Source organism: Catenulispora pinistramenti, from assembly GCF_018274385.1.
Lineage (GTDB): Bacteria > Actinomycetota > Actinomycetes > Streptomycetales > Catenulisporaceae > Catenulispora > Catenulispora pinistramenti.
Genome location: NZ_JAAFYZ010000017.1, coordinates 48,612 through 67,034 on the forward strand (window position 1 = coordinate 48,612; position 18,423 = coordinate 67,034).

Sequence of the window (18,423 nt, forward strand, 5' to 3'; positions counted from 1 at the left end):
AGATGGAGCAGCCTGAGCGATTCGGGCAGCCCCGCCCCCTGCCCACCGCCGCGTATCCGGGCTGGGAGGCGATCTACGCCGACAACATCGAACGGATCTACCGGCTCATGTACGCCAAAGTCGGTAACCGCCAGGACGCCGAAGACCTGACGTCCCAGGTGTTCCTGACCGCCCTGGGGCCGCTTCGCGCCACGGCCAGTGTCGGCGAGGTGCGGTCCTACCTGCTCGCCACGGCGCGCACCGTGCTCGCCGCGCACTGGCGGGCGACCCTCGGGCATCAGGTCACTGTGATCGACCTCGACGTCGTCAGCCTGGAAGACGTCAGCGAACCGGGCCGGGAGGAGCGCGCCGGCCGGACGGACGAGCGGATCGGGGCGATCCTGTCCGGGCTGACCGAACGGCACCGCGCGATTCTGACGCTGCGCTTCCTGCGGGGCTACTCCATCAAGGCCGCCGCCGCCGAGCTGGGGGTGACGGTGGCCAACGCCAAAGTGCTGCAACATCGCGCGCTGCGCCGCGCCGCGGGGCTCGACAAGGAAGGGGAAGCGTCATGAAGCGCCCGATCGACCGCTACGTGGAAAGCCTGCTGCGCCGGCGCCGTCCCGCGGACTTCGTCCCCACCGAGGACGACATCGCGATCGCCCGCGCCGCCATCGACCTGGCCGCCGCCGCGCCCGACGCCCAGCGTCCGCGCGAGGCGTTCGTCGAGGATCTGCGCCGGCGCGTCGCCGACCGGCAGGACGCCGCCCCCGAGCCGGCGTCGGCGGCACCGCGGTCAGGGGGATCAGGGTCACCGGCATCGGCGTGGCCACTGGCGTCAGCGTGGTCGCCGGCGGCGCGCCGGATCCGGGGCCGCCGCCGCTTTCTGACCGCGACCGCACTCACCGCGACCGGCGTCGTCGCAGGCGTCGCCGGAGTCGCCGTCGATCGGGCCGTCACCGGCTCCGAGTCGCCGGCCACCGACGCCGACCAGGAACTGACCCCCACCATCGGCAGCTGGCAGACCGTCGCCGGCGCCGCCGACCTCGCCGAAGGCGCGGTGCTGCCGTTCGACCTCGGCGCGGTGTCCGGTTTCCTCCGGCGAGCGTCGGGCCGGGTCCAGGCCGTATCAGGGATCTGCACCCACCAAGGCTGCCGCCTCCACCTCGACACCCCCGGCGACGGCTTCGTCTGCCCCTGCCACGGCGCCACCTTCTCGTTGTCCGGAGCCCCGCTGACCCGCCCGCACGGCAGCTCGCCGCTGCCCGCGCTGCCCCGGCTGCCGGTGCGCATCGAAGGCGGCAACGTTCAGGTATACGCGCCGAACCAGGCGTGACTCACGCAGCGCCGAGAACTGCTCAGCGCCAAGAACTGCTCAGCACCCAGAACCGCTCAGCGCCGAGAACCACGCAGCGCCGAGAACCGCTCAGCGATCAGCCCGAACCCGATACAGCCGACGCATCTCCGCCTCCAACTCGGCCAGCCGCTCGGGGCGGGGCCGGCTCTGCGGTGCGAACAGTCCGTCCTTCTCCCAGCGGTCCGGGTCCAGGCTCAGCGCCGAGACGTTCAGCCAGCCGCGGCTGCGGAGCGGGGCGAGCAGGTCCGGGCGGGCGTCTTCGATCGCCAGGTAGAAGATCACGTGGGCCAGTTCCTCGATGCGCTCCAGGCCGTCGCGGATGCTGCGCAGGACGTCCGCGAAGGTGGGCGGCTGGTCGGTCGGCAGGTTCTGGCGGAACAAGCGGGCCAGGGTGGGAAGGTCGTCGTAGTAGTCGATGAAGTCGAACTCGAAGCGGCCCCGGTAGGTGTCGGCCCAGTCCTGGAGCAGCTTCACGACCGCGCCTTGGGTGGCCACCGCGTGGGCGCCGAGGGCACTGAGCGTGGTGCTGGCGGCGGCGTCCAGGAAGGTCTTGCCGTAGAACTGCGGGTCGGAGAAGGCCCAGCCGACGTAGTAGTCCCAGACGGTCTTCAGGGACATGACCATCGCGTTGCCGTGGAACGGGTAGGAGGACTGGATGTTCTGGGTGAGGCCCTCGGCCAGGGACAGGAACCACTTGTTGGCGTAGGCGACGTAGGCCGGGTCCAGACGGCCCTCCAGGTCGCGGCCGATCATCTCGGTCACGAAGCTGTTCGCGTAGCCGATCAGGTTCGAGCCCACCGAGTAGTAGGGGTCGGCGAAGACCCCGGCATCGCCGACGCAGGCCCAGCGGTCGGGGGACAGCGTCTGCTGCGAGGAGTGGCTGTAGTTCCTCAGGACCTTGAAATCCAGGACGTTCATCGAGGCCATCGCCGGTCCGAAGTCCGGCACCCGGCCGGTCACGAAGTCGACGGCCTTCCCGATCCGGTTGAAGCCGGTGATCGGGTGCATCTCGTCCCGGGTCACGATGCCGACGCTGGTGTGGTGCGGCGCCAGCGGGATGGCCCACACCCAGCCGCCGTCGAACATGAAGTGATTGGTGGAGTGCCAGCGCGGACCGGACACGCGCTCGTGCCAGTCCCGATGCTCGGCGCCGATCACGGCGTCGATGTCGAGCCGGCCGTCGAGCCGGAACCAGACCGCGTTGTGCTTCTTCGAGTACTGCTTCCCGAGCCCGAGCTTGCGTTGCAGCAGCCGGTGGCGGCCGGTCGCGTCCACCACCCAGCGACAGGAGATCGAGCGCGGTGCCGGTTCGGCGCCGGCAGTGGGTACGTGGGTGTCGCCATCAGCATCAGCATCGCGCTGGACGCTCACCCGGTGCGGTTCGCCATCCCGACCGAGCTCGATCGCCTCGACCCGGACGCCCTGTTCCAACCCGGCCCCGGCCTCGACCGCCACCTCCCGCAGGTGTTCCTCCAACGACCCGCGGTTGAGCTGGTAGGACTTGGCCGGCAGGAACCGCTCGACACCGAACTCCGGCTCGTCCTGGATCGCGGGCCGGCCGCCGTAGAAGTAGCGGAGCCCCAGCTTTTCCAGCTGCTCGCTCTCCAAATACTTGTGCAGGCCCAGGACCTGTGCGAAGTAATACGCGCCGACCTCGACCGACGACTCGCCGACCTTGTGTGCGGACAAGGGGATCGGCGAGCGCTCGCGCTCAAGAACCAGGACCGAGGCTTCCGGGCGCGCTTGCCTGAGCTGTATCGCCAGACACAGGCCGGCCAGGCCGCCGCCGGCGATGACCACATCGAAGTCGACTCCCTTGAACGCCGTCACGGCAGCACCCCTTGACTCAAGAATCCGAAGGTTGGATACGGGGCGACGTCTCGACGACCCGTGCCAGATCGTGGATGGTCCGGCTGATGTAGGGCTGCGCGCTGTCCACGCGGACCCCGAGCAGGCTCTCCAGTTCGGCGACCAGGTCCATGACGCTGAGCGAGTCGCCGCCGACCGCGAAGAAGTCGTCGTCCACGCCGAACCCGCCGTGGCCGAGGATCCGCTTCCACACGTCGAGCAGGCACGCCTCGACCGGGCTCGGGGCGGCGGCGCCGGGCGAGCCGTCGACCGGACAGGCCAACGCGGCCAACGCTTTCTCGTCCACTTTGCCGTGCCCGGTCAGCGGCAGCTCGTCGACCGGGACCACGTCCGCCGGGACCATGTACGCCGGCAGCCGCTCGGCCGCCAGGCCCCTGAGCCGCGGCACGTCATCGGCCCGCGCGCCGACGACGAACGCCACCAGCCGGGGCGTTCCCGACTCGGAGTCCTGGCACAGGATGTACGCCTCGCGCACCGACGCGTCCTCGGTGAGACAGGCGGCGATCTGGGCCGGCTCGACCCGCCGGCCCCGGATCTTCAGCTGCCGGTCCGCCCGCCCCACGAACTCCAGGGTCCCGTCTGACAGCCGGCGCACGAGATCCCCGGTGCGATACACCCGAGAACCAGAACCCGTACAAGACCCAGACTGAGTCACAGCCCCAGACCCCGGCACAGCGCCGGAGGGGCGAGCCGTGAACTTCTCAGCGGTCAGGGCGGGTTCCCGGTGATATCCACGCGCCAGCCCGGCGCCGCCGAGATAGAGCTCCCCGACCTCCTCGGCGGCGGCTTCGGCCCCCTTCTCATCGAGCACGACCGCCGCGACCCCGTCGATCGGCCGCCCGATCAGCACCCGCTCGTCATCGGCGGCGAGCAGCTGGACCGTCGAGCAAACCGAGTTCTCGCAGGGCCCGTACTCATTGAACAGCCGGGTCCCGGGAAGCCGCCGGTAGTGCTCCCGCACCAGATCAAGGGACAACTGCTCCCCGGCCACGGTGACGCTCCGCAGCGCCGAGGCGGCGGTCCGATCCAGACCGGAGAGCAGGCGGTGGTACAAGGACGGGGTGATCAGGAAGTGCGAGACACCCTGACGATCCACCAGATCGACCAGATACGACCGGTCCGTGATCTGGTCACGCCGGGGTAGCAGCAGCCGCGCGCCGCAGGCCAGGGCGCAGAACATGTCCTCGACCGAGCTGTCGAAGGTCGGACCCGGTATCGCGAGATGCACATCGCCCGGAGCGAAGCCGTAGTACGCGTTCCGCCAGCGCACGGTATTCAGGACCGCGCGATGCTCCACCGCCACCGCGCGCGGCGTTCCGGTCGTCCCCGACGTGTGCAGGATGTAGGCCAGATCGCCGGGGCCGGCCGCCGGAGTCGGGTTCGTGTCCAGAACGGTCTGCGGGGCCATGACGTCCAGGACGAACAGGTCGCCGTCGAAGAACGCCGCGCCGGCGGCCGTGCCGGACTCGATGAGCACCGCCCTCGGCGCCACCGCCTCGATCATCCGCCGGGTCAGGCCCGGGGCGTTGTCCGGGTCCAGCGGCACGTAGGCGCCGCCGGCCTTGAGTACGGCCAGGACGGCCACGACCACGTCCGGCGGGTGCCGGGCCGAGATCACCACCGGGTCGTCCGGCCGCACCCCGCTGACCTCGCGCAGATGGCGCGCGAGCCGGTTGGCCCGGCTGTTCAGCTCCCCGTAGGCGATCGTCCGGCCCTCGTACTCCACCGCCACCGCCTCCGGTGCCCGGCCGACGCGGTCCTCCACCAGGCCGTGCAGCGTCCCCATGCTGTCCATCCCCATGTCGTCCCCCATGCCCTCGCAGCCCTATTTCTCCAGGTGCCGGGAACCGAGCGCGCGCAGTACCGCGTTCAGCGTCGCCTCGGGCTCGGTCTGCGGAAAGTAGTGCCCGCCCGGGATCGCCGCGACCTCGATCGGCGAGCTGCTGACCGCCTGCCAGGCCCGGACGGCGGCCCCGGTCACCTCGGGATCGCCGAGCCCGTACAGCGCGGTGACGCCGATCGCCAGCGGCGGGCGCGACGCGGGCAAGTGGTACGCGGCCCCGGCGGCCAGATCCGCCCGCAGCGCCGGGAAGACCCGGTCCCGGAAATCCTGACGCCGCAGCCGGGCCGGGTCGCCGCCGAGCCGGCGCCACAGCTCCTCGATCTCCGGATCGCCCAACGCCGGCCCCGGCTCCGGTCTCGGGACAGGCGCGGCGAGGACCACCAGCCGGTCCACCGCCCGGCCGCGCCGCGTCATCCGATACGCGAGCTCGTAGGCCAGATGGGCACCGAAACTGTGGCCCAGCAAACAGATCCGCCCCGGCAGGGCGAGCAGCGCCGGAAGAATGTCGTCCGCCAAGGCCTGGACCGAGTCCAGCGGCGGGCGCGCCGAACGGTCCTCACGCCCCGGAGCCACATAGCCGTACAGGGCAAGCCAATCCGGCACCCGTCGCTGCCAGGACGCGAACGCGGTGGCACCGGCGCCGGCATACGGGAAGCAGACCAGGACGGCCTGATCCGCCTCCCCGTCCGGCGCCCTGACCGGGCCGAGCCGACGTAAGGGAAGGTCTGCGGGCGCGTCGAGCGCCGCCTGCGTCGTCACTTGTCAGCCTCCATCGCCGCCACGAGCGAGCCCGGACCCGAATCAGCCGTCCGGTCGTCGAAAGGGTCCGTCATGGCCTTCCTCCTCTGTCGGATCTCACCAGGACCGCTCCCCCTGACCGTGGAGCAACTCGGCCGGGACCCCGCGTCCGGCGCACATCTCCAGCAGCAGCCCGGTCTGGCGGACCTGTTCGGAGTCGGCGTCGTAAACGGAACCGGTCAGATGCCGGAGCCAGGGCTCGAAGCCCATCGCGTAGACATAGACCCGGCGCGCCCCGGTCAGCCGGGCCAGCGTGTCGGCCATCGCGGCGTCGGAGCCGGCCAGCCGCCGCCTGCGGTCGTTCTCGCGGCTCGGGCGGGCGGCGAGCAGCGGACCGTAAAGCCAGGACATCGGCGCGCCCACGCACTCCAGCCCGATGAACATCGCGTCGACGCCTTCGAGCAGGTCCGGGATCCGGCGGTGGAGTTCGGGTTCGAGGACGACCGTGTCGGTGGCGAACAGGAACCGGCGCCCGCCGATCTCCACCAGCGGCACCATCTTCGACCGGATGGCCAGGTCCGCGTGCTCGCCGAGGAACGGGATCGCAGTGACCGTGCAGGCCGCGCCGATCCGGGCGCTCTGGAGGTCGCCGAGGGCCGTCACGGTCTGGAAGCCCAGCGCCCGCAGCATCGCGTCCAGCGCGGGATCGAGTACGGTCCCGGCCGAACCGCCCGGCACCACCACCACATCGGCGCGGTGCCGCAGCTGGAGCAGCGTCTCGATCGAGACGTGGTCGGCGTGGGCATGGCTGAGCACGATCGCGTCTATGTGCCGGGGCAGGTCGACAAGCGTGAGGTGCTGATGGCCGTCGTCCCGGTAGCCGAGGATCGGGTCCAGCAGGACGCAGTCCTGCGCGGACTCCAGCAGGATCCCGGCATGCCCCAGGTAGCGCATGCGCACACCCGACTCCGGCTTCGGCACCGGTGCCGGCGGTGCATCAGTGCTATACAACGTGACGAATCGTTCGGCACCCGACCCCGTCAGCCCCAGGCGCTCGGCCAGCGCGGCCGGATCCACCGCCTCCCACCGGGACTGGAACAGCTCATCGAGTAAGGGCGAGTCGAACGGCAGCGCCACATCGACCCGGTCGTCATCGGTGAGCAGCGGGCTGTTGAAGATGAACGGCTGAGCCGGGTCCGGCGCGCGCCGCAGCGAGATCCGCTGGAGCTCGCGGCGGTACTGCTCACTGCGATAGAGCAAGGGTTCGAAGAAGCGGTACGACGCTTGCCCGAAGTCGTCGTAGGTGAGCTCGACCAGTCCCCGCAGGCTCTCCGGCAGGCGCGGATAGAGCGACGGTAACGGTCTGCCGTCGGCCTCGGCCCGCAGCAGGGCCCGCATCTCGCCGACGTCATCGGCGAAGCGCAGCAGCGGCGCGCACTCCCGCACGGCCTGCTCCTGGAACTCCCGCAGCTTGTCCTCCGGAACCCCCTGGGCATCGAGGAAGGGCCCTGCGATACGAGAGGGATTCGAGATCGCCTCGTCGTGGAAGGCGGGATCGGCCAGGTAGCTCTCGAGGATCGCGAGCTGCCGGTGCTTCAGGTTGAAGCCGGCGGTCAGCGGACTGATCAGGTGCGGATAGGCGTACCACCGGTGGACCAGCGGCTGCGGGCTGACGCTGGCGGCCAGGTAGTGTCCGGTGCCGGTCATCGTGCAGCCCGCTGCTCGGCCGCCCGCTGCTCGGCCGCCCGCGAATCGGCGGGTCGCTCATTGGGCGCCCGCGATTCGGTCGCCCGCTCATCGGGCGCGCGCCGGTCAGCCGGCCGGTGCTCGGTTGCCCGGTCGTCGGCCGGTCGCGGATCGCCGTGCGGGTCTGTCATCTGTTCCACCATCCGATCCAGGGCTTCGCGGTCGGTCTTGCCGTTCGGCAGCCTCGGCAGCGCCGGCACCGGCACGATCAGCCGGGGGACCGCGGCTCTGGGCAGCCGCCTCATCAGGTCGCGGCGGACCGCGGCCGGGTCGAACAGGCCGTCGGCGCCGGCGACGAAGCCGATCAGCGCACTGATCTCGCCGGTCTCGCCGGGCCCGCTGACCCGCCGGGCCACGCCGACCGCCGCGGTGCCGGCACCGACCGCCGCGCTCAGCAGATGCTCGATCTCGCCCAGTTCGATGCGGGCACCGGCCAGTTTGACCTGTGTGTCGCGGCGCGAGAGAAAGGACAAGGCGCCGGAGGCGTCGACCGATACCAGGTCCCCGGTGCGATACATACGGACGCCTGCCACCGTGGCGAACGGCGACGGCTCGACGGCCTCGGCGTACCCCAGGGCCACACCGGGCCCGCTGAGCCAGAGCTCGCCGACCAAGCTGTCCGACTCGCGGCCGGGCTGTTCGTCCTCGACCGGTTCGACGTGCACTCCGGTGCCGGGGATCGGACGGCCGATCGGCAGCCGCTCGCGCACCGCATCAAGGTTCATACATTCGTGCACGGTCGACCAGACGGTGCACTCGGTGGGCCCGTACTCGTTGTAGGCGGTGGCGTGCGGGACGACCTTGGCATGCAGGGCCACCAGCGGTGGTGGGAACACCTCGCCCGCGACGATGACTACGCGCAGCGTGTCCAGCCGGGTGCCGTCAGACTCCTGTGATTCCGTCTCAAGCAGCAGCCGGTACAGCGACGGGATGATCGCCATGTGGGTCCCGCCGTACTGCGAGCAGGCCTGGGCGATCTGCTCGATGTCCATCGGGTTGGCGCTCGGGATCACGATGTGGCCGCCGGCGGCCAGCGGCCAGTAGATGCCGGCGACCGAGCTGTCGAAGGAGATCGAGGAACACAGCAGGTACGTCGGCGGCAGCGGCGGGTAGTAGTCGATCCGGGCCTGCGTGGAGTAGCCCAGCGAGCCGCGGGACACGACCACGCCCTTGGGCCGTCCGCTCGATCCGCTGGTGTAGAGCGTGTAGGCCGGGCTGCCCGGTGCCACCGGCTCCGGGGTGAACCCGGACAGTTCCTTGGGATCACTCGGGTCCGCCGGTTCTCCGTCCGGCGCGGTCGCGGCCTCCACGACGTGCGCGAAGCCGTCGAGGCCGACGCTCGTCCCGGCGGCCGACTCCACGACGACCGCGGCTGCCGCGCTCGCTTGGATCAGGGCCATCCGGCGGCGCACCGGCAACGCGGTGTCGACCGGGATGTACTGGGCACCGGTGGCCAGGACGCCGAGCATGGCGGGCACCGCCCACCGGTTGAGAGGCAGGTGCAGCACAACGGCGTCGCCGGGCCCGATCCCCGCCGCCCGCAGCCGCCGTGCGATCCGAGCGGTGTGCACGGCGAGCAGCCGATAGTCGAGCGTCCCGGTCCAGTCCGTCACCGCCGGCCGGGTCCCGTCTTCGGCGGCTGTGCGCAGCACCGCGGCGAGCGGGTCCGCGACGTCTGTCGGTCCGGGCGTGACGTGTTCGTAGGAGAAGCGCGGATGGGCAGCCGCCTCATCTTCGGACTCTGTTATCCGAAGGGCCCCGTCCGGACCCTCGTCGTCGCTCATCGTCCGGCGTCCGGCAGCCAGTCGCCGACGACGGCGGCGACGTGCGCGACCGCCGGCTCCCGCAGCATGGAGTAGTGGTCACCGTCGACGAAGCGTACGGTCGCGGGCCGCTCGGACAGCTCGGACCAGCAGGCGGCGGCCTGGGCCCGTACCTGATCCTCCGGGCCCCCTGCGTAGATGAGCGCCAGTTGTTCCACCGGATCAACGGGCTTGTAGCGTCCCAGGGCTCGAACATGCGCGCGATACATGGCGAAGCGCTCCCGGAAGTAGCCCAGGTCGGATTCCATCGGGATCAGTCCCCGGACTGCCGCCTCCTGGAGCACCCGCTCCAGCCCCGCTGAGTAGGGCAGTTCGGCCGCCAAGGCTTCCGAGTCCGTCGAGTCCGTCGAGTCCGCCGGGTCCGCGCGGTGGATCCGGATCAGCTCGTCGGTGTACATCGCCACGATCTCCGCCTCGGTGTAGTCCGGCAGCTGGTCGCCGAGGAAGCTGTCCAGCAGCGCGAGCAGTTCCACCTTCTCCCCGGCCGCCTGGAGCCGACTCGCGACCTCGAACGCCGTCGCGCCGCCCATGGACCAGCCGATCAACGCGTACGGACCGTGGGGCACCAGCCGCTGGATCTGCCGCACGTGGTGCTCGGCCAGGGTCTCCACCGCCTGCTCATCCTCGCCGGGCCGCAGCGGCGGGGCTTGCAGCCCGACGCAGCGGCGGTCGGCCCGCAGGGCTCGGGCCAGCGGGAAAAGCGGGGTGACGTCCCCACCCGCACCCGAGATGAAGAAGACGGAAGGCGTGCCCTCGGCCTCGCGCAGCAACACGCTGTCGGACAGGTCCGGCGTGGCCTCGGCCCGGTGCAGCAGGGTCCGTACATAGGCGACGTCGACCGGCTGATCCTCCTCGACCGTCTGCTCGAACAGCCAGGCCAGCGGGATCGTCACGCCGAGGGTCTTCTTGATCCGGGCGAGCAGCTGCACGGCCAGCAACGAGTGTCCGCCCAGATCGAAGAAGCACTCGTCGATCCCGATCGGCGCCGTCTGGAGCAGTTCCTCGTACAGGCGCAACAGCTCGACCTCGATGCGGTCGCGCGGGGCGGCGGTCGGCCGCTGCCGATGATCGGACGCGGACGCGGTCATGCGCGGTGCTCCTTCCGTTCAGCCTTCGACGTGGATGGCCTTGCCGAGGCGTTCGGCGGCGAGTAGATAGAGGTCGGCTACTTCCTTCCCGGTGATCTTCGAATACTGATGCGCCGTCTCGAAGGCCTGGTGCCGGATCAGCCTGCTGCGGTAGTCCGGCATCGGCCCGCCGGACTTCAGCATCCGCAGCCACTGCCGGGTCCCCGGATACGGGCTGTTGATGTTGAGTGAGACGCAGCCTTCCGGTATGCAGCCGTCCTTGTGCAGTTCGGCGACCAGATCCATGGTCTGGACCCGCTCCTCCCAGGTCTCGCCGAGGCCGAACTGGAGCGAGGTGCCGATCCGGACGCCCGCCTCGCGGCACCAGTGCGCGACCTGGCGGAGCCGGTCGGCCCAGTCGGTCGCCCCGGTCAGCACGCGCAGCTGCTGTACCTTCTGGACGCTCGTCTCCTGCGGCGCGGCGGATTCGAGCCCGAAATAGATGTAGCTGCAACCGTTGGCGGCCATCCGGTGCAGCATGGTCTCGTCGATGTCGTTGATCGTGGTCTGACAGCCCCACTCGATGCCGGTGTCCGGATCGCGCTTCTCCAACAGGTCCAGGAACCCGGTCAGCCAGCGGGGGTTCTGCGTGAAGGTGCTGTCGTCGAAGAACACCGCCTCGAACCCCTGCTCCTGGCGCAGCTCGATCTCCTTGACGACGTGCTCCGGGCTCCGCTGGCGAATCTTGGGCTGGCCGTAGAGGAAGGCGTCCGCCGACTCGTGGCAGAACTCGCAGGCGTACTTGCAGCCCAGGCAGGCGAGGATCTGCGCGGTGTTCCGGTTGCCGAAGACGGAGAACCGGTTCTCGTGGCTCAGCCGCGTGACGTCGATGAACGGCAGGGTGTCGCCGTCGATGGGCAGACCGCTGAACGGGAACCCCTCGACGCGGCCGGTTTCCGGATCGAACAGATGCAGGTCGCCGGTGCCCTGCAGGGCGGCGAACCGGTCCCGGCTGGCGAGCAGCCGGGCCTTGAGTGCGGTGGCGCCCGCGGGTTGGCACTCCGAGACGATCTTGAGGACTTCCAGGAGCGCGTACTGCCCGTCGCCGGCGATCACGAGATCGACGCAGGCCCGGTCGGTGTCCGCGGCCAGGGTCTGAAGGGCGGCCAGCCGGTCCTCCTCCTCGGTGGTGAGCCCGAACAAGCCGAGGCCGTTGGCCCGTCTGCCGACCATCGCCCGCACCCGGTCCGAGGCCCGGTGGTAGATCTGCGGATTCACCGCGTCCTCGTGTTGGCCGCCGAGGATGACCAGGGCCTGCGGCAGCACGGCCTTCACCAGCCGCGCGATGCGCAGCGCGTAGAAGTGGCCCTCTGATAGGTTGCTGATACCGACGACCACCGGACGTCGCTCCGTCAGGCAGCGGATCACGTCGGCCTCGAAGTCCGGGTTGTAGCTGGGCGGGTTCATGGTGGCCACGACGTCCGGGACCCGGGGGCCGGGGAACTCGTCGATCCGGAGCATCCGGTCCAGTACCGCGGTGGCGTGTAGGAGCGGAGTCGGGAGCCCCGGGAATGAGCCGGTCGCACCGTCCTCGATGTGCGGGGCGCTGATGAACAGCACCGGGAAGTACTTCAAGCGGTGGCGCGTGGCGAGCACGTCCGCGCTGTCGGCCGCGGGGCGGTCCGCCGCCGGCCATTCGGACAGCCAGGCCTGGAGCTCCTGTTCGACCGCCCATTCGCGCCGCAGCGCCGCCTCGGACACGACCCGCGGGTCCTGTCCGTCGCCGGGGATGAAGCGCCAGTCCCGTTCGTGCTGGTAGAGCACGCTTTCCACGTGTTCCTCGCGTTCCAGTTGGGCCTTGCGCGCGAACGCGGCCGGGATCGCGGTGGGCTGGCTGTTCACCATGGCCGCCCTCCGATGATCTCGGACACCCGGGCCGCGGCGTCGGCCAGCAGCCGCCCCGCTTCCGAAGGGAGCCGGACGACGTGACCCGCACCGTGTGGCGGACCGGTGTCATGGTGCGAAGACAGGATGACCGTGGCTTCGGCGAACTCCGCAGCCGCCGACGCTCGGGAGCAGGCGACCAGATAAGCGAGGTAGTTCGCGAATCGATCGGCTAACTGCTGCTCTAAGGCTGTGGAGACCCGCAACCGCGAGCATGCCCCGTGGATGATTGTTCGAAAGGCCTCTTCCAGGCGTACCGCCGGGGGCACGAGATCATCCCCGGTCGCCGTGGCGGCGTCGGCGGTCAGCGTGCCGACTGCGTGCTGCTGTTGTTGCTCGTCGTCGGTGATCTGCCCGGCGAAGGACTCCAACGCCTTGCCGAACTCCCGCGCCAGCACGTTGCCGTCGACCGGTGCCGGGTCGAAGACGATCACCTGCGGCTGGCCGAGGCCGGCCCGCCGGATCCCGGCGGCCAGCGTCACGGCCAGCGGTGCTCCGGCACAGACCCCCAGCACGGCCACGATGCGGTCCGGGCTTCCAACGAGCTCTTCGAGCCACGGCCGCGTATAGATCTCAGGGTCGCAGTCTTTGAGGTAGTCGCCGGTCGCGGGCGGCGGGACGCTTTCCCAGACTCGATGCCCGTCCAGGGCCGAGGCCAGATCCGAGAGCGACGCCTCGCCGTGCCCGGCCTCGAAATCGATCCCCAGGACGAGGTCGGATCCCGAGGCGGTCAACCGCCGCCAGTGTCGCGCGTCTGCCGTCGTGGGAGTCGTGGGAGTCGCGGGAGCCGTGGGAGTCATGGGATCAGACATGGGCGTCCGCCCAGAAGGACCCGTAGCGTTCGTCGGCCCCGACGCCGACCAGCGAACCGAAATACGGGCGCTTGCCCATCGCCTCGGCCAGCATGCCGAGTCCGTCGAGGAAGACCTCGTACACCTGGTCCGGGGAGGCCAGCGCGGTGCGGTACACCGGCGGAAGCTCCTCATGGTAGAGCGCGAAGTCCTCGTGCAGGAGCTCCATGCCGAAGCGCTCCGGATGCTGGAACATCGCGCTGCCGGGGTACGGCACGAGCCCGAACAGGTACGAGGCCTGGAGCAGATCGCGATCGATGAGATCGCAGATCCATTCGATGGACCCGCGCATCTGGTCCGGGGTCTGGTCGGGGAAGCCGTTGACGGCGAACGCGCAGGCGGCCAGTCCCGCGTCCCGCACCCGCAGTAGCGTCTCCTCGACGCTGCCCAGCTTCATGTGGTGCTTGTGCACGTTCTGGCTGTCCTGCGCGCCGGTCTCCAGCCCGATCTCCACCCACCGGCAGCCGCTGTCGTGCAGCTTCTTCAGGACCCGGTCGTCTCCCAGACAGTTGAGACGGGTCTGGCAGTCGTAGGCGATACCGCCCTCGTCTTCCAAGGCTGTGAGCAGTTCGAGGGTCCGCTCCGGATGGAGCGTGAAGGTCTCGTCTCCCCAGTAAATGTTGTGGTGTTCTCCATAGCGCTCGCGATAGGCCCGGATCTCATTTATCACCCGGTCGATGGAGAAGTATTCGGGTTTCTGGCCGATGGTCTGAATGGTGCAGAACGTGCATTTATACGGACATCCGAGGGCATAGACCTGACGCAGATAACGGATGTCCTGACCGGCATCGGGCGGAAACAGGTCGACCTTCGGCGGTGGGATATCCGCTGCCGACAGGTCCGGATACCGCAAGCCGCTGCGCGCGATCCTGCCGTCCGGCAGCCGGTGCACGAGATTGCCGACGCCGTCCACGCCGCGTCCCTGCGCGAGGGCGTCGATCAGGGCCGGCAGCGCGGTCTCGCCGCGCTCCACGACCACGAAATCAACACTGGGGTGCCGGGCGACCCGGTCGGCGAGCGGGGTGGCCACCACTCCGCCGAAGATCACCTTGGCCTGCGGCCGGAGCTGCTTGACCGCGTCAGCTATCTGATAGGCGAAGTGGAGGTTGACCGTCATCGGGGAGAAGAGATAGGCGTCGGCGGGGTGGGCGCCGACCATGGCCCGGACCACCGCCTCGTCCAGTTTGCCGCCGCTGTCGACGGCACCCGGCGCGGTGTAGAGATCGACGACGTCCAGATCGGTGTGGCCGTGCCAGACCAGCACCCCTCCCAGCCAGTGCATCCAGTGCGGCAACTCCCACATGGCGTGCCGCATGTGCCGCAGGCCGGGGTGCGTCGAGTGGTACTGGATGTCGAAGTTCCGCCAGAACTGCCGGCGCTGCGGCACCGGCACGGTCGACATCGGCGTGTGGACGAAGGCGATACGCATTCTGGCTCCTCGGGCGTCCCGCATCAGGTGTTCGACGCGTCAGGCCGCGCTGCGGGACCCCGGCGCGGGCGGATGTGGGCCGGCACCGGTGCTCCCGGCCGCCGACGTTTCCCAGAGCACGTGTTCGGTAGGGGTCGGGTGAGTAGGTGGTTGACATCGGGCGGATGGAGGACCGCCTGCCCGACCGGCTCCGGCTCGGTCCGGATCGCGCCGCCGCGGCTTGCGGGCGGCCCGCGTCGGCCCGTAAGGGCCCTGACGGCAGCGAGCGTCGAACATATCGAGTATCAGTCCACGAATAAACTTCGCGCAAGGCCTTGACGGATCCGAACCCCTCGGTTTGAATCCTCACCATTGGCTACGGGGAGGACTATGTCCATCGGTGTCACGATGTCAAACCCGGTGTCGCTTTGGCGCAATCGCAACTTCATGCTCTTCCTGACCGCGCAGACCCTTTCCTCGGTCGGCGACTCCTTCTCCTATGTGGCGATACCGCTGTTGGTCCTGCACACCACCGGTTCGATCGTGCAGATGGGTCTGGTCACCGGTGTGACCGGGGTGGCCTCCATCGGCACCGGCCTGGTCGCCGGGGTCATCGCCGACCGGGTCAACCGCCAGGCCCTGCTGATGGTGTGCGACATCGCGCGGTTCCTGCTCTACGGCCTGATCCCGGTGGTGTGGCTGTTCTCCCCGCAGCTGTGGTTCATCTACGTGGTGGTCCCGCTCGGCGCGGTCTTCGGCATGCTGTTCCGGGTCGGCTACGTGACCGTGGTGCCCAAGCTGGTCTCCTCGGACCAGATCACCGAGGCGAACGGCCGGCTCTACAGCTCCTACGCGGTCGCAGCCGTGGGCGGCCCGACCGCCGCCGGCTTCATCTCGGGGATCTTCAACCCGTCCGTCGCGATCGCCGTGGACTCGGTCAGCTTCGCGGTCTCCGCGATCGGCCTGCTGCTGTTGCGCCGACGGACGGACGCGGCCGAGCGGGCCGCACAGAGCGAGACGGCACAGACTGAGACGGCGCAGAGCGAGACCGCGCAGAGCGAGACCGCACAGAGCGAGACCGCACAGACTGGGACCGCACAGACCGACAGCGGATCCAAATCCGAGGAGAAGCGTCCCGCGCGCCAGGGGATCCGGACGGACTTCCTCATCGGCGCCAAGTTCCTGTGGGCGAACGAGATCCTGCGACCGCTGACGATCCGGCTGTCGATCCTGACCTTCCTCACCTACGGCGTGACCGACCTGATCGTCTTCCACATCAAACACGACCTCAAGCACTCGGACACCTTCGCCGGCTACGTGCTGTCCGCCGGGACCGTGGGCACGTTCATCGCCTCGTCCCTGGTGGCCCGGCTCCGCAAACGGTTCGGGTTCGGCAAGTGCTGGACCGTGGCCTTCGTGCTGTGCGGGGCGGCCGTGGCCGGGATCGGCCTGACCGGCGTCATCCCGGTGGTCGCGCTACTGGCGATGGTCATGCTGGCCTGCACCGGCGTCGCGGGAATCTGTTCCATGTCGTTCCGCCAGGAGGTCACGCCCAGCGATCTGCTCGGCCGGGTGACGGCCGCGTTCTGGACCATCCACTCGGCCCTGGGCCCGATCGGGGCGGCCGTGCTGACCGCCGCCGCCAGCGGATACGGGGTCCGCTCCGTCGGCCTGGTCGCCGGGATCGTCATCTCGCTCACCGCCGTCACCGCCGTGGCCACACCGATGTGGCGCGGCGTGAAACCCCAGCCGGACGAGGCGGATCCCACCGAGCAGGAGCACACCGAGCAGACCCCGGCCGAGGCGCACGCCGACAGCGAAGCGGCGGTCAACCAGGAGGTGAACTGACGGTGCGTGCACAGAGCGCGGGCGCCGAAGTCGGACCCGCCGCCGAACGATCCGTCCTCGACCTGATCGAAGCCACCGCCGCCCGGACCCCTTCGGCCCCCGCCGTCGTCAGTGGCCAGACCCGACTCACCTACGGCGAACTCGACAAGGCCGCCGACCGCCTGGCGCACCGCCTCCTGGCGGCCGGCGTCGAAGCCCAGACGTGTGTCGGCATCCTGATGGAGCGTTCGGCCGCGGCCGTCGTCGCCGTCTTGGCGGTGTGGAAAGCCGGCGCCGCCCACGTTCCCCTGGACGTCGACAGCCCGGACCGCCGCCGCCGGCAGATCCTCGCGGACGCCGGAGTGCGCCTGGTCCTCACCGATGCCGCGCTCAGCTCCGAACTCGCCGGCGCATCGGTCGAAACAGCGTCGGTCGAAACAGCGTCGGTCGAAACGCTCGTCGTCGACCTCGCCGCGCTCACCGCCGACGACCGACCGCCGGTCTCCCGGCCGGACCGCTCGATCGGCCCGGCCAGCCTGGCCTACGTGATCTACACCTCCGGCTCCTCCGGCCGCCCCAAAGGCGTCATGGCCACCCACGGCGGCCTGCTCGGCAACCACCTCGCGTGGGAGACCGCCTTCGGGCTGCGCGGAAACATCCGGGCGCACGCCCAGATGGCGAACTTCGCCTTCGACGGGTTCCTCGGCGAACTGGTGCGCGGCCTGTGTTCCGGCGCGGCGCTCGTCGTGTTCCCCCGTGAGCTTCTGCTCCAGCCCGCACAGCTGCTGGAGTCGCTGCGGGCCGAGGGGATCGACGTCGCCGACTTCGTCCCGCCGGTGCTGCGGGCGCTGGCCGAGCACGCCGAGAAGGCCGGGGAGTCGCTGGCCTTCCTCAAGACGGTGATCGTGGGCTCGGACGCCTACCCGGCCGCCGACCTGGCCCGGGTCGCGAGGCTCGCCGGGCCCGGCACCAAGGTCGTGAACTGCTACGGACTGACCGAGGGCACGATCGACAGCACCTACTTCGTCGTCTCGCCCGAGGAGGACTACGGCGACGCGGTGATGATCGGGCTCCCGCTGCCGGGGACCGAGGCCCACATCCTTGACGAGGACCTGCGACCGGTGCCGCCCGGAGCCATCGGCACCCTGTACATCGCCGGATGGACGTTGACCCGCGGCTATCTGGGCGATCCGGGCAAGACCGCGGGAGCCTTCATTCCCCATCCGTTCAGCGGGCGATCCGGCGAGCGGATGTACCGGACCGGCGACCAGGCACGCTACCGGCAGACGTCGCAGGGTCCGCAGATCGAGTTCATCGGCCGCCGCGACCGCCAGGTGCAGCTGCGCGGGTACCGGGTCGAGCTCGGCGAGGTGGAGGCGGCGCTGCGCGGTGCGCCCGGCGTGCGGGCCGTCGCAGTGGTCTGTGACGATGACGACCCGGCCCGCCTGCGGCTGGCCGCATACCTCGTCGCCGAACCCGGCTCCGAGACGACGGACTGGATCGCGCTCGCGCGGGAAAGCCTTCCGCGCTACATGGTTCCGGCCCGGATCGTCCTGGTGTCGGCTCTCCCGATGACCGTGAACGGCAAGGTCGACTACGCGGCCTTGAAGAACGGCGCCGGGACCGAGGTCGCCCCGGCGGCCGCCCGACCCACACCGGTGGCCGCGAGCACCCGCACCGAGGAGCGCGTGGTCGAGCTGTTCCGTGACGTGCTGCTGCATCCGGGGCTCGGGGTGGCCGACGACTTCTTCGACAGCGGCGGCGATTCCCTGGGCGCGATGCAGATCATCGCTCAGATCCGCCGGGAGTGGGGCGTCGAGTCCTCGGTCCGGGACTTCTTCAAGTCGCCGACCGCGAAGCAGGTGGCCGCCGAGGTCGATCGACAACTCAGCCAGGGGAACGTACGACCCGCGTCCTTCGATCTGATCACCCCGGCGTTCCGGGAGACCGTCGAATATGCCGAGGAGTGAG

13 protein-coding genes are annotated in these 18,423 nt (G+C 70.0%); 4 read left to right on the forward strand and 9 right to left on the reverse strand.

What is annotated here, in order from left to right; genetic code table 11:
- Window positions 1-2: 2 nt before the first annotated feature.
- Together KGQ19_RS07710 and KGQ19_RS07715 are read left to right on the forward strand one after the other, a co-directional pair.
- The gene (locus KGQ19_RS07710) at window positions 3-554 is read left to right on the forward strand and encodes an RNA polymerase sigma factor (protein WP_212008394.1); all 552 of its coding nucleotides are present in this window, start codon (window positions 3-5) and stop codon (window positions 552-554) included.
- Window positions 551-1,315, forward strand: a complete 765-nt coding sequence (locus KGQ19_RS07715) for a Rieske (2Fe-2S) protein (protein ID WP_194891605.1) — start codon at window positions 551-553, stop codon at window positions 1,313-1,315. The genes KGQ19_RS07710 and KGQ19_RS07715 overlap by 4 nt, the downstream gene beginning before the upstream one ends.
- A gap of 90 nt (window positions 1,316-1,405) precedes the next feature.
- Here the strand turns inward: KGQ19_RS07715 and KGQ19_RS07720 are convergent, their stop codons facing one another.
- From KGQ19_RS07720 to KGQ19_RS07760, 9 genes are all read right to left on the reverse strand, one after another.
- Window positions 1,406-3,166, reverse strand: coding sequence for an NAD(P)/FAD-dependent oxidoreductase (locus tag KGQ19_RS07720; protein WP_212008395.1), 1,761 nt, complete (start codon window positions 3,164-3,166; stop codon window positions 1,406-1,408).
- Between the two features lie 16 nt (window positions 3,167-3,182).
- Complete coding sequence (locus tag KGQ19_RS07725) at window positions 3,183-5,018, reverse strand: non-ribosomal peptide synthetase (protein ID WP_212008396.1); 1,836 nt, start codon at window positions 5,016-5,018, stop codon at window positions 3,183-3,185.
- A 12-nt stretch (window positions 5,019-5,030) separates the two neighbouring features.
- The gene (locus KGQ19_RS07730; RefSeq protein WP_212008397.1) at window positions 5,031-5,807 is read right to left on the reverse strand and encodes a thioesterase II family protein; all 777 of its coding nucleotides are present in this window, start codon (window positions 5,805-5,807) and stop codon (window positions 5,031-5,033) included.
- A 96-nt stretch (window positions 5,808-5,903) separates the two neighbouring features.
- Entirely contained in the window at window positions 5,904-7,493 is a 1,590-nt protein-coding gene (locus KGQ19_RS07735; protein WP_212008398.1) for an MBL fold metallo-hydrolase, read from the reverse strand.
- Window positions 7,490-9,316, reverse strand: coding sequence for an AMP-binding protein (locus KGQ19_RS07740; RefSeq protein ID WP_212008399.1), 1,827 nt, complete (start codon window positions 9,314-9,316; stop codon window positions 7,490-7,492). Before KGQ19_RS07740 ends, KGQ19_RS07735 begins: the two co-directional genes overlap by 4 nt.
- Entirely contained in the window at window positions 9,313-10,443 is a 1,131-nt protein-coding gene (locus KGQ19_RS07745; protein WP_212008400.1) for a thioesterase domain-containing protein, read from the reverse strand. Before KGQ19_RS07745 ends, KGQ19_RS07740 begins: the two co-directional genes overlap by 4 nt.
- Window positions 10,444-10,461: 18 nt before the next feature.
- Window positions 10,462-12,327, reverse strand: a complete 1,866-nt coding sequence (locus KGQ19_RS07750) for a B12-binding domain-containing radical SAM protein (protein ID WP_212008401.1) — start codon at window positions 12,325-12,327, stop codon at window positions 10,462-10,464.
- A complete protein-coding gene (locus KGQ19_RS07755; RefSeq protein ID WP_212008402.1) occupies window positions 12,321-13,100 on the reverse strand; it encodes a hypothetical protein in 780 nt (259 codons plus the stop codon). Before KGQ19_RS07755 ends, KGQ19_RS07750 begins: the two co-directional genes overlap by 7 nt.
- A 70-nt stretch (window positions 13,101-13,170) precedes the next feature.
- Complete coding sequence (locus tag KGQ19_RS07760; protein ID WP_212008403.1) at window positions 13,171-14,646, reverse strand: B12-binding domain-containing radical SAM protein; 1,476 nt, start codon at window positions 14,644-14,646, stop codon at window positions 13,171-13,173.
- Between the two features lie 369 nt (window positions 14,647-15,015).
- On the opposite strand from KGQ19_RS07760, the gene KGQ19_RS07765 reads away from it, so the two are divergent.
- On the forward strand, window positions 15,016-16,473 hold the full coding sequence (locus KGQ19_RS07765) for an MFS transporter (RefSeq protein ID WP_212008404.1): 1,458 nt from the start codon (window positions 15,016-15,018) through the stop codon (window positions 16,471-16,473).
- 2 nt (window positions 16,474-16,475) lie between these two features.
- Window positions 16,476-18,422, forward strand: coding sequence for a non-ribosomal peptide synthetase (locus KGQ19_RS07770; protein WP_212008405.1), 1,947 nt, complete (start codon window positions 16,476-16,478; stop codon window positions 18,420-18,422).
- Window position 18,423: the final 1 nt, after the last annotated feature.

What these genes read in the sequence shown, in the direction of transcription:
- KGQ19_RS07710 (WP_212008394.1), top strand. Translation starts at nt 3, where the DNA reads ATGGAGCAGCCTGAGCGATTCGGGCAGCCCCGCCCCCTGCCCACCGCC.
- KGQ19_RS07715 (WP_194891605.1), top strand. Translation starts at nt 551, where the DNA reads ATGAAGCGCCCGATCGACCGCTACGTGGAAAGCCTGCTGCGCCGGCGC.
- KGQ19_RS07725 (WP_212008396.1), bottom strand. Translation starts at nt 5,018, where the DNA reads ATGGGGGACGACATGGGGATGGACAGCATGGGGACGCTGCACGGCCTG.
- KGQ19_RS07735 (WP_212008398.1), bottom strand. Translation starts at nt 7,493, where the DNA reads ATGACCGGCACCGGACACTACCTGGCCGCCAGCGTCAGCCCGCAGCCG.
- KGQ19_RS07740 (WP_212008399.1), bottom strand. Translation starts at nt 9,316, where the DNA reads ATGAGCGACGACGAGGGTCCGGACGGGGCCCTTCGGATAACAGAGTCC.
- KGQ19_RS07745 (WP_212008400.1), bottom strand. Translation starts at nt 10,443, where the DNA reads ATGACCGCGTCCGCGTCCGATCATCGGCAGCGGCCGACCGCCGCCCCG.
- KGQ19_RS07750 (WP_212008401.1), bottom strand. Translation starts at nt 12,327, where the DNA reads ATGGTGAACAGCCAGCCCACCGCGATCCCGGCCGCGTTCGCGCGCAAG.
- KGQ19_RS07760 (WP_212008403.1), bottom strand. Translation starts at nt 14,646, where the DNA reads ATGCGTATCGCCTTCGTCCACACGCCGATGTCGACCGTGCCGGTGCCG.
- KGQ19_RS07765 (WP_212008404.1), top strand. Translation starts at nt 15,016, where the DNA reads ATGTCCATCGGTGTCACGATGTCAAACCCGGTGTCGCTTTGGCGCAAT.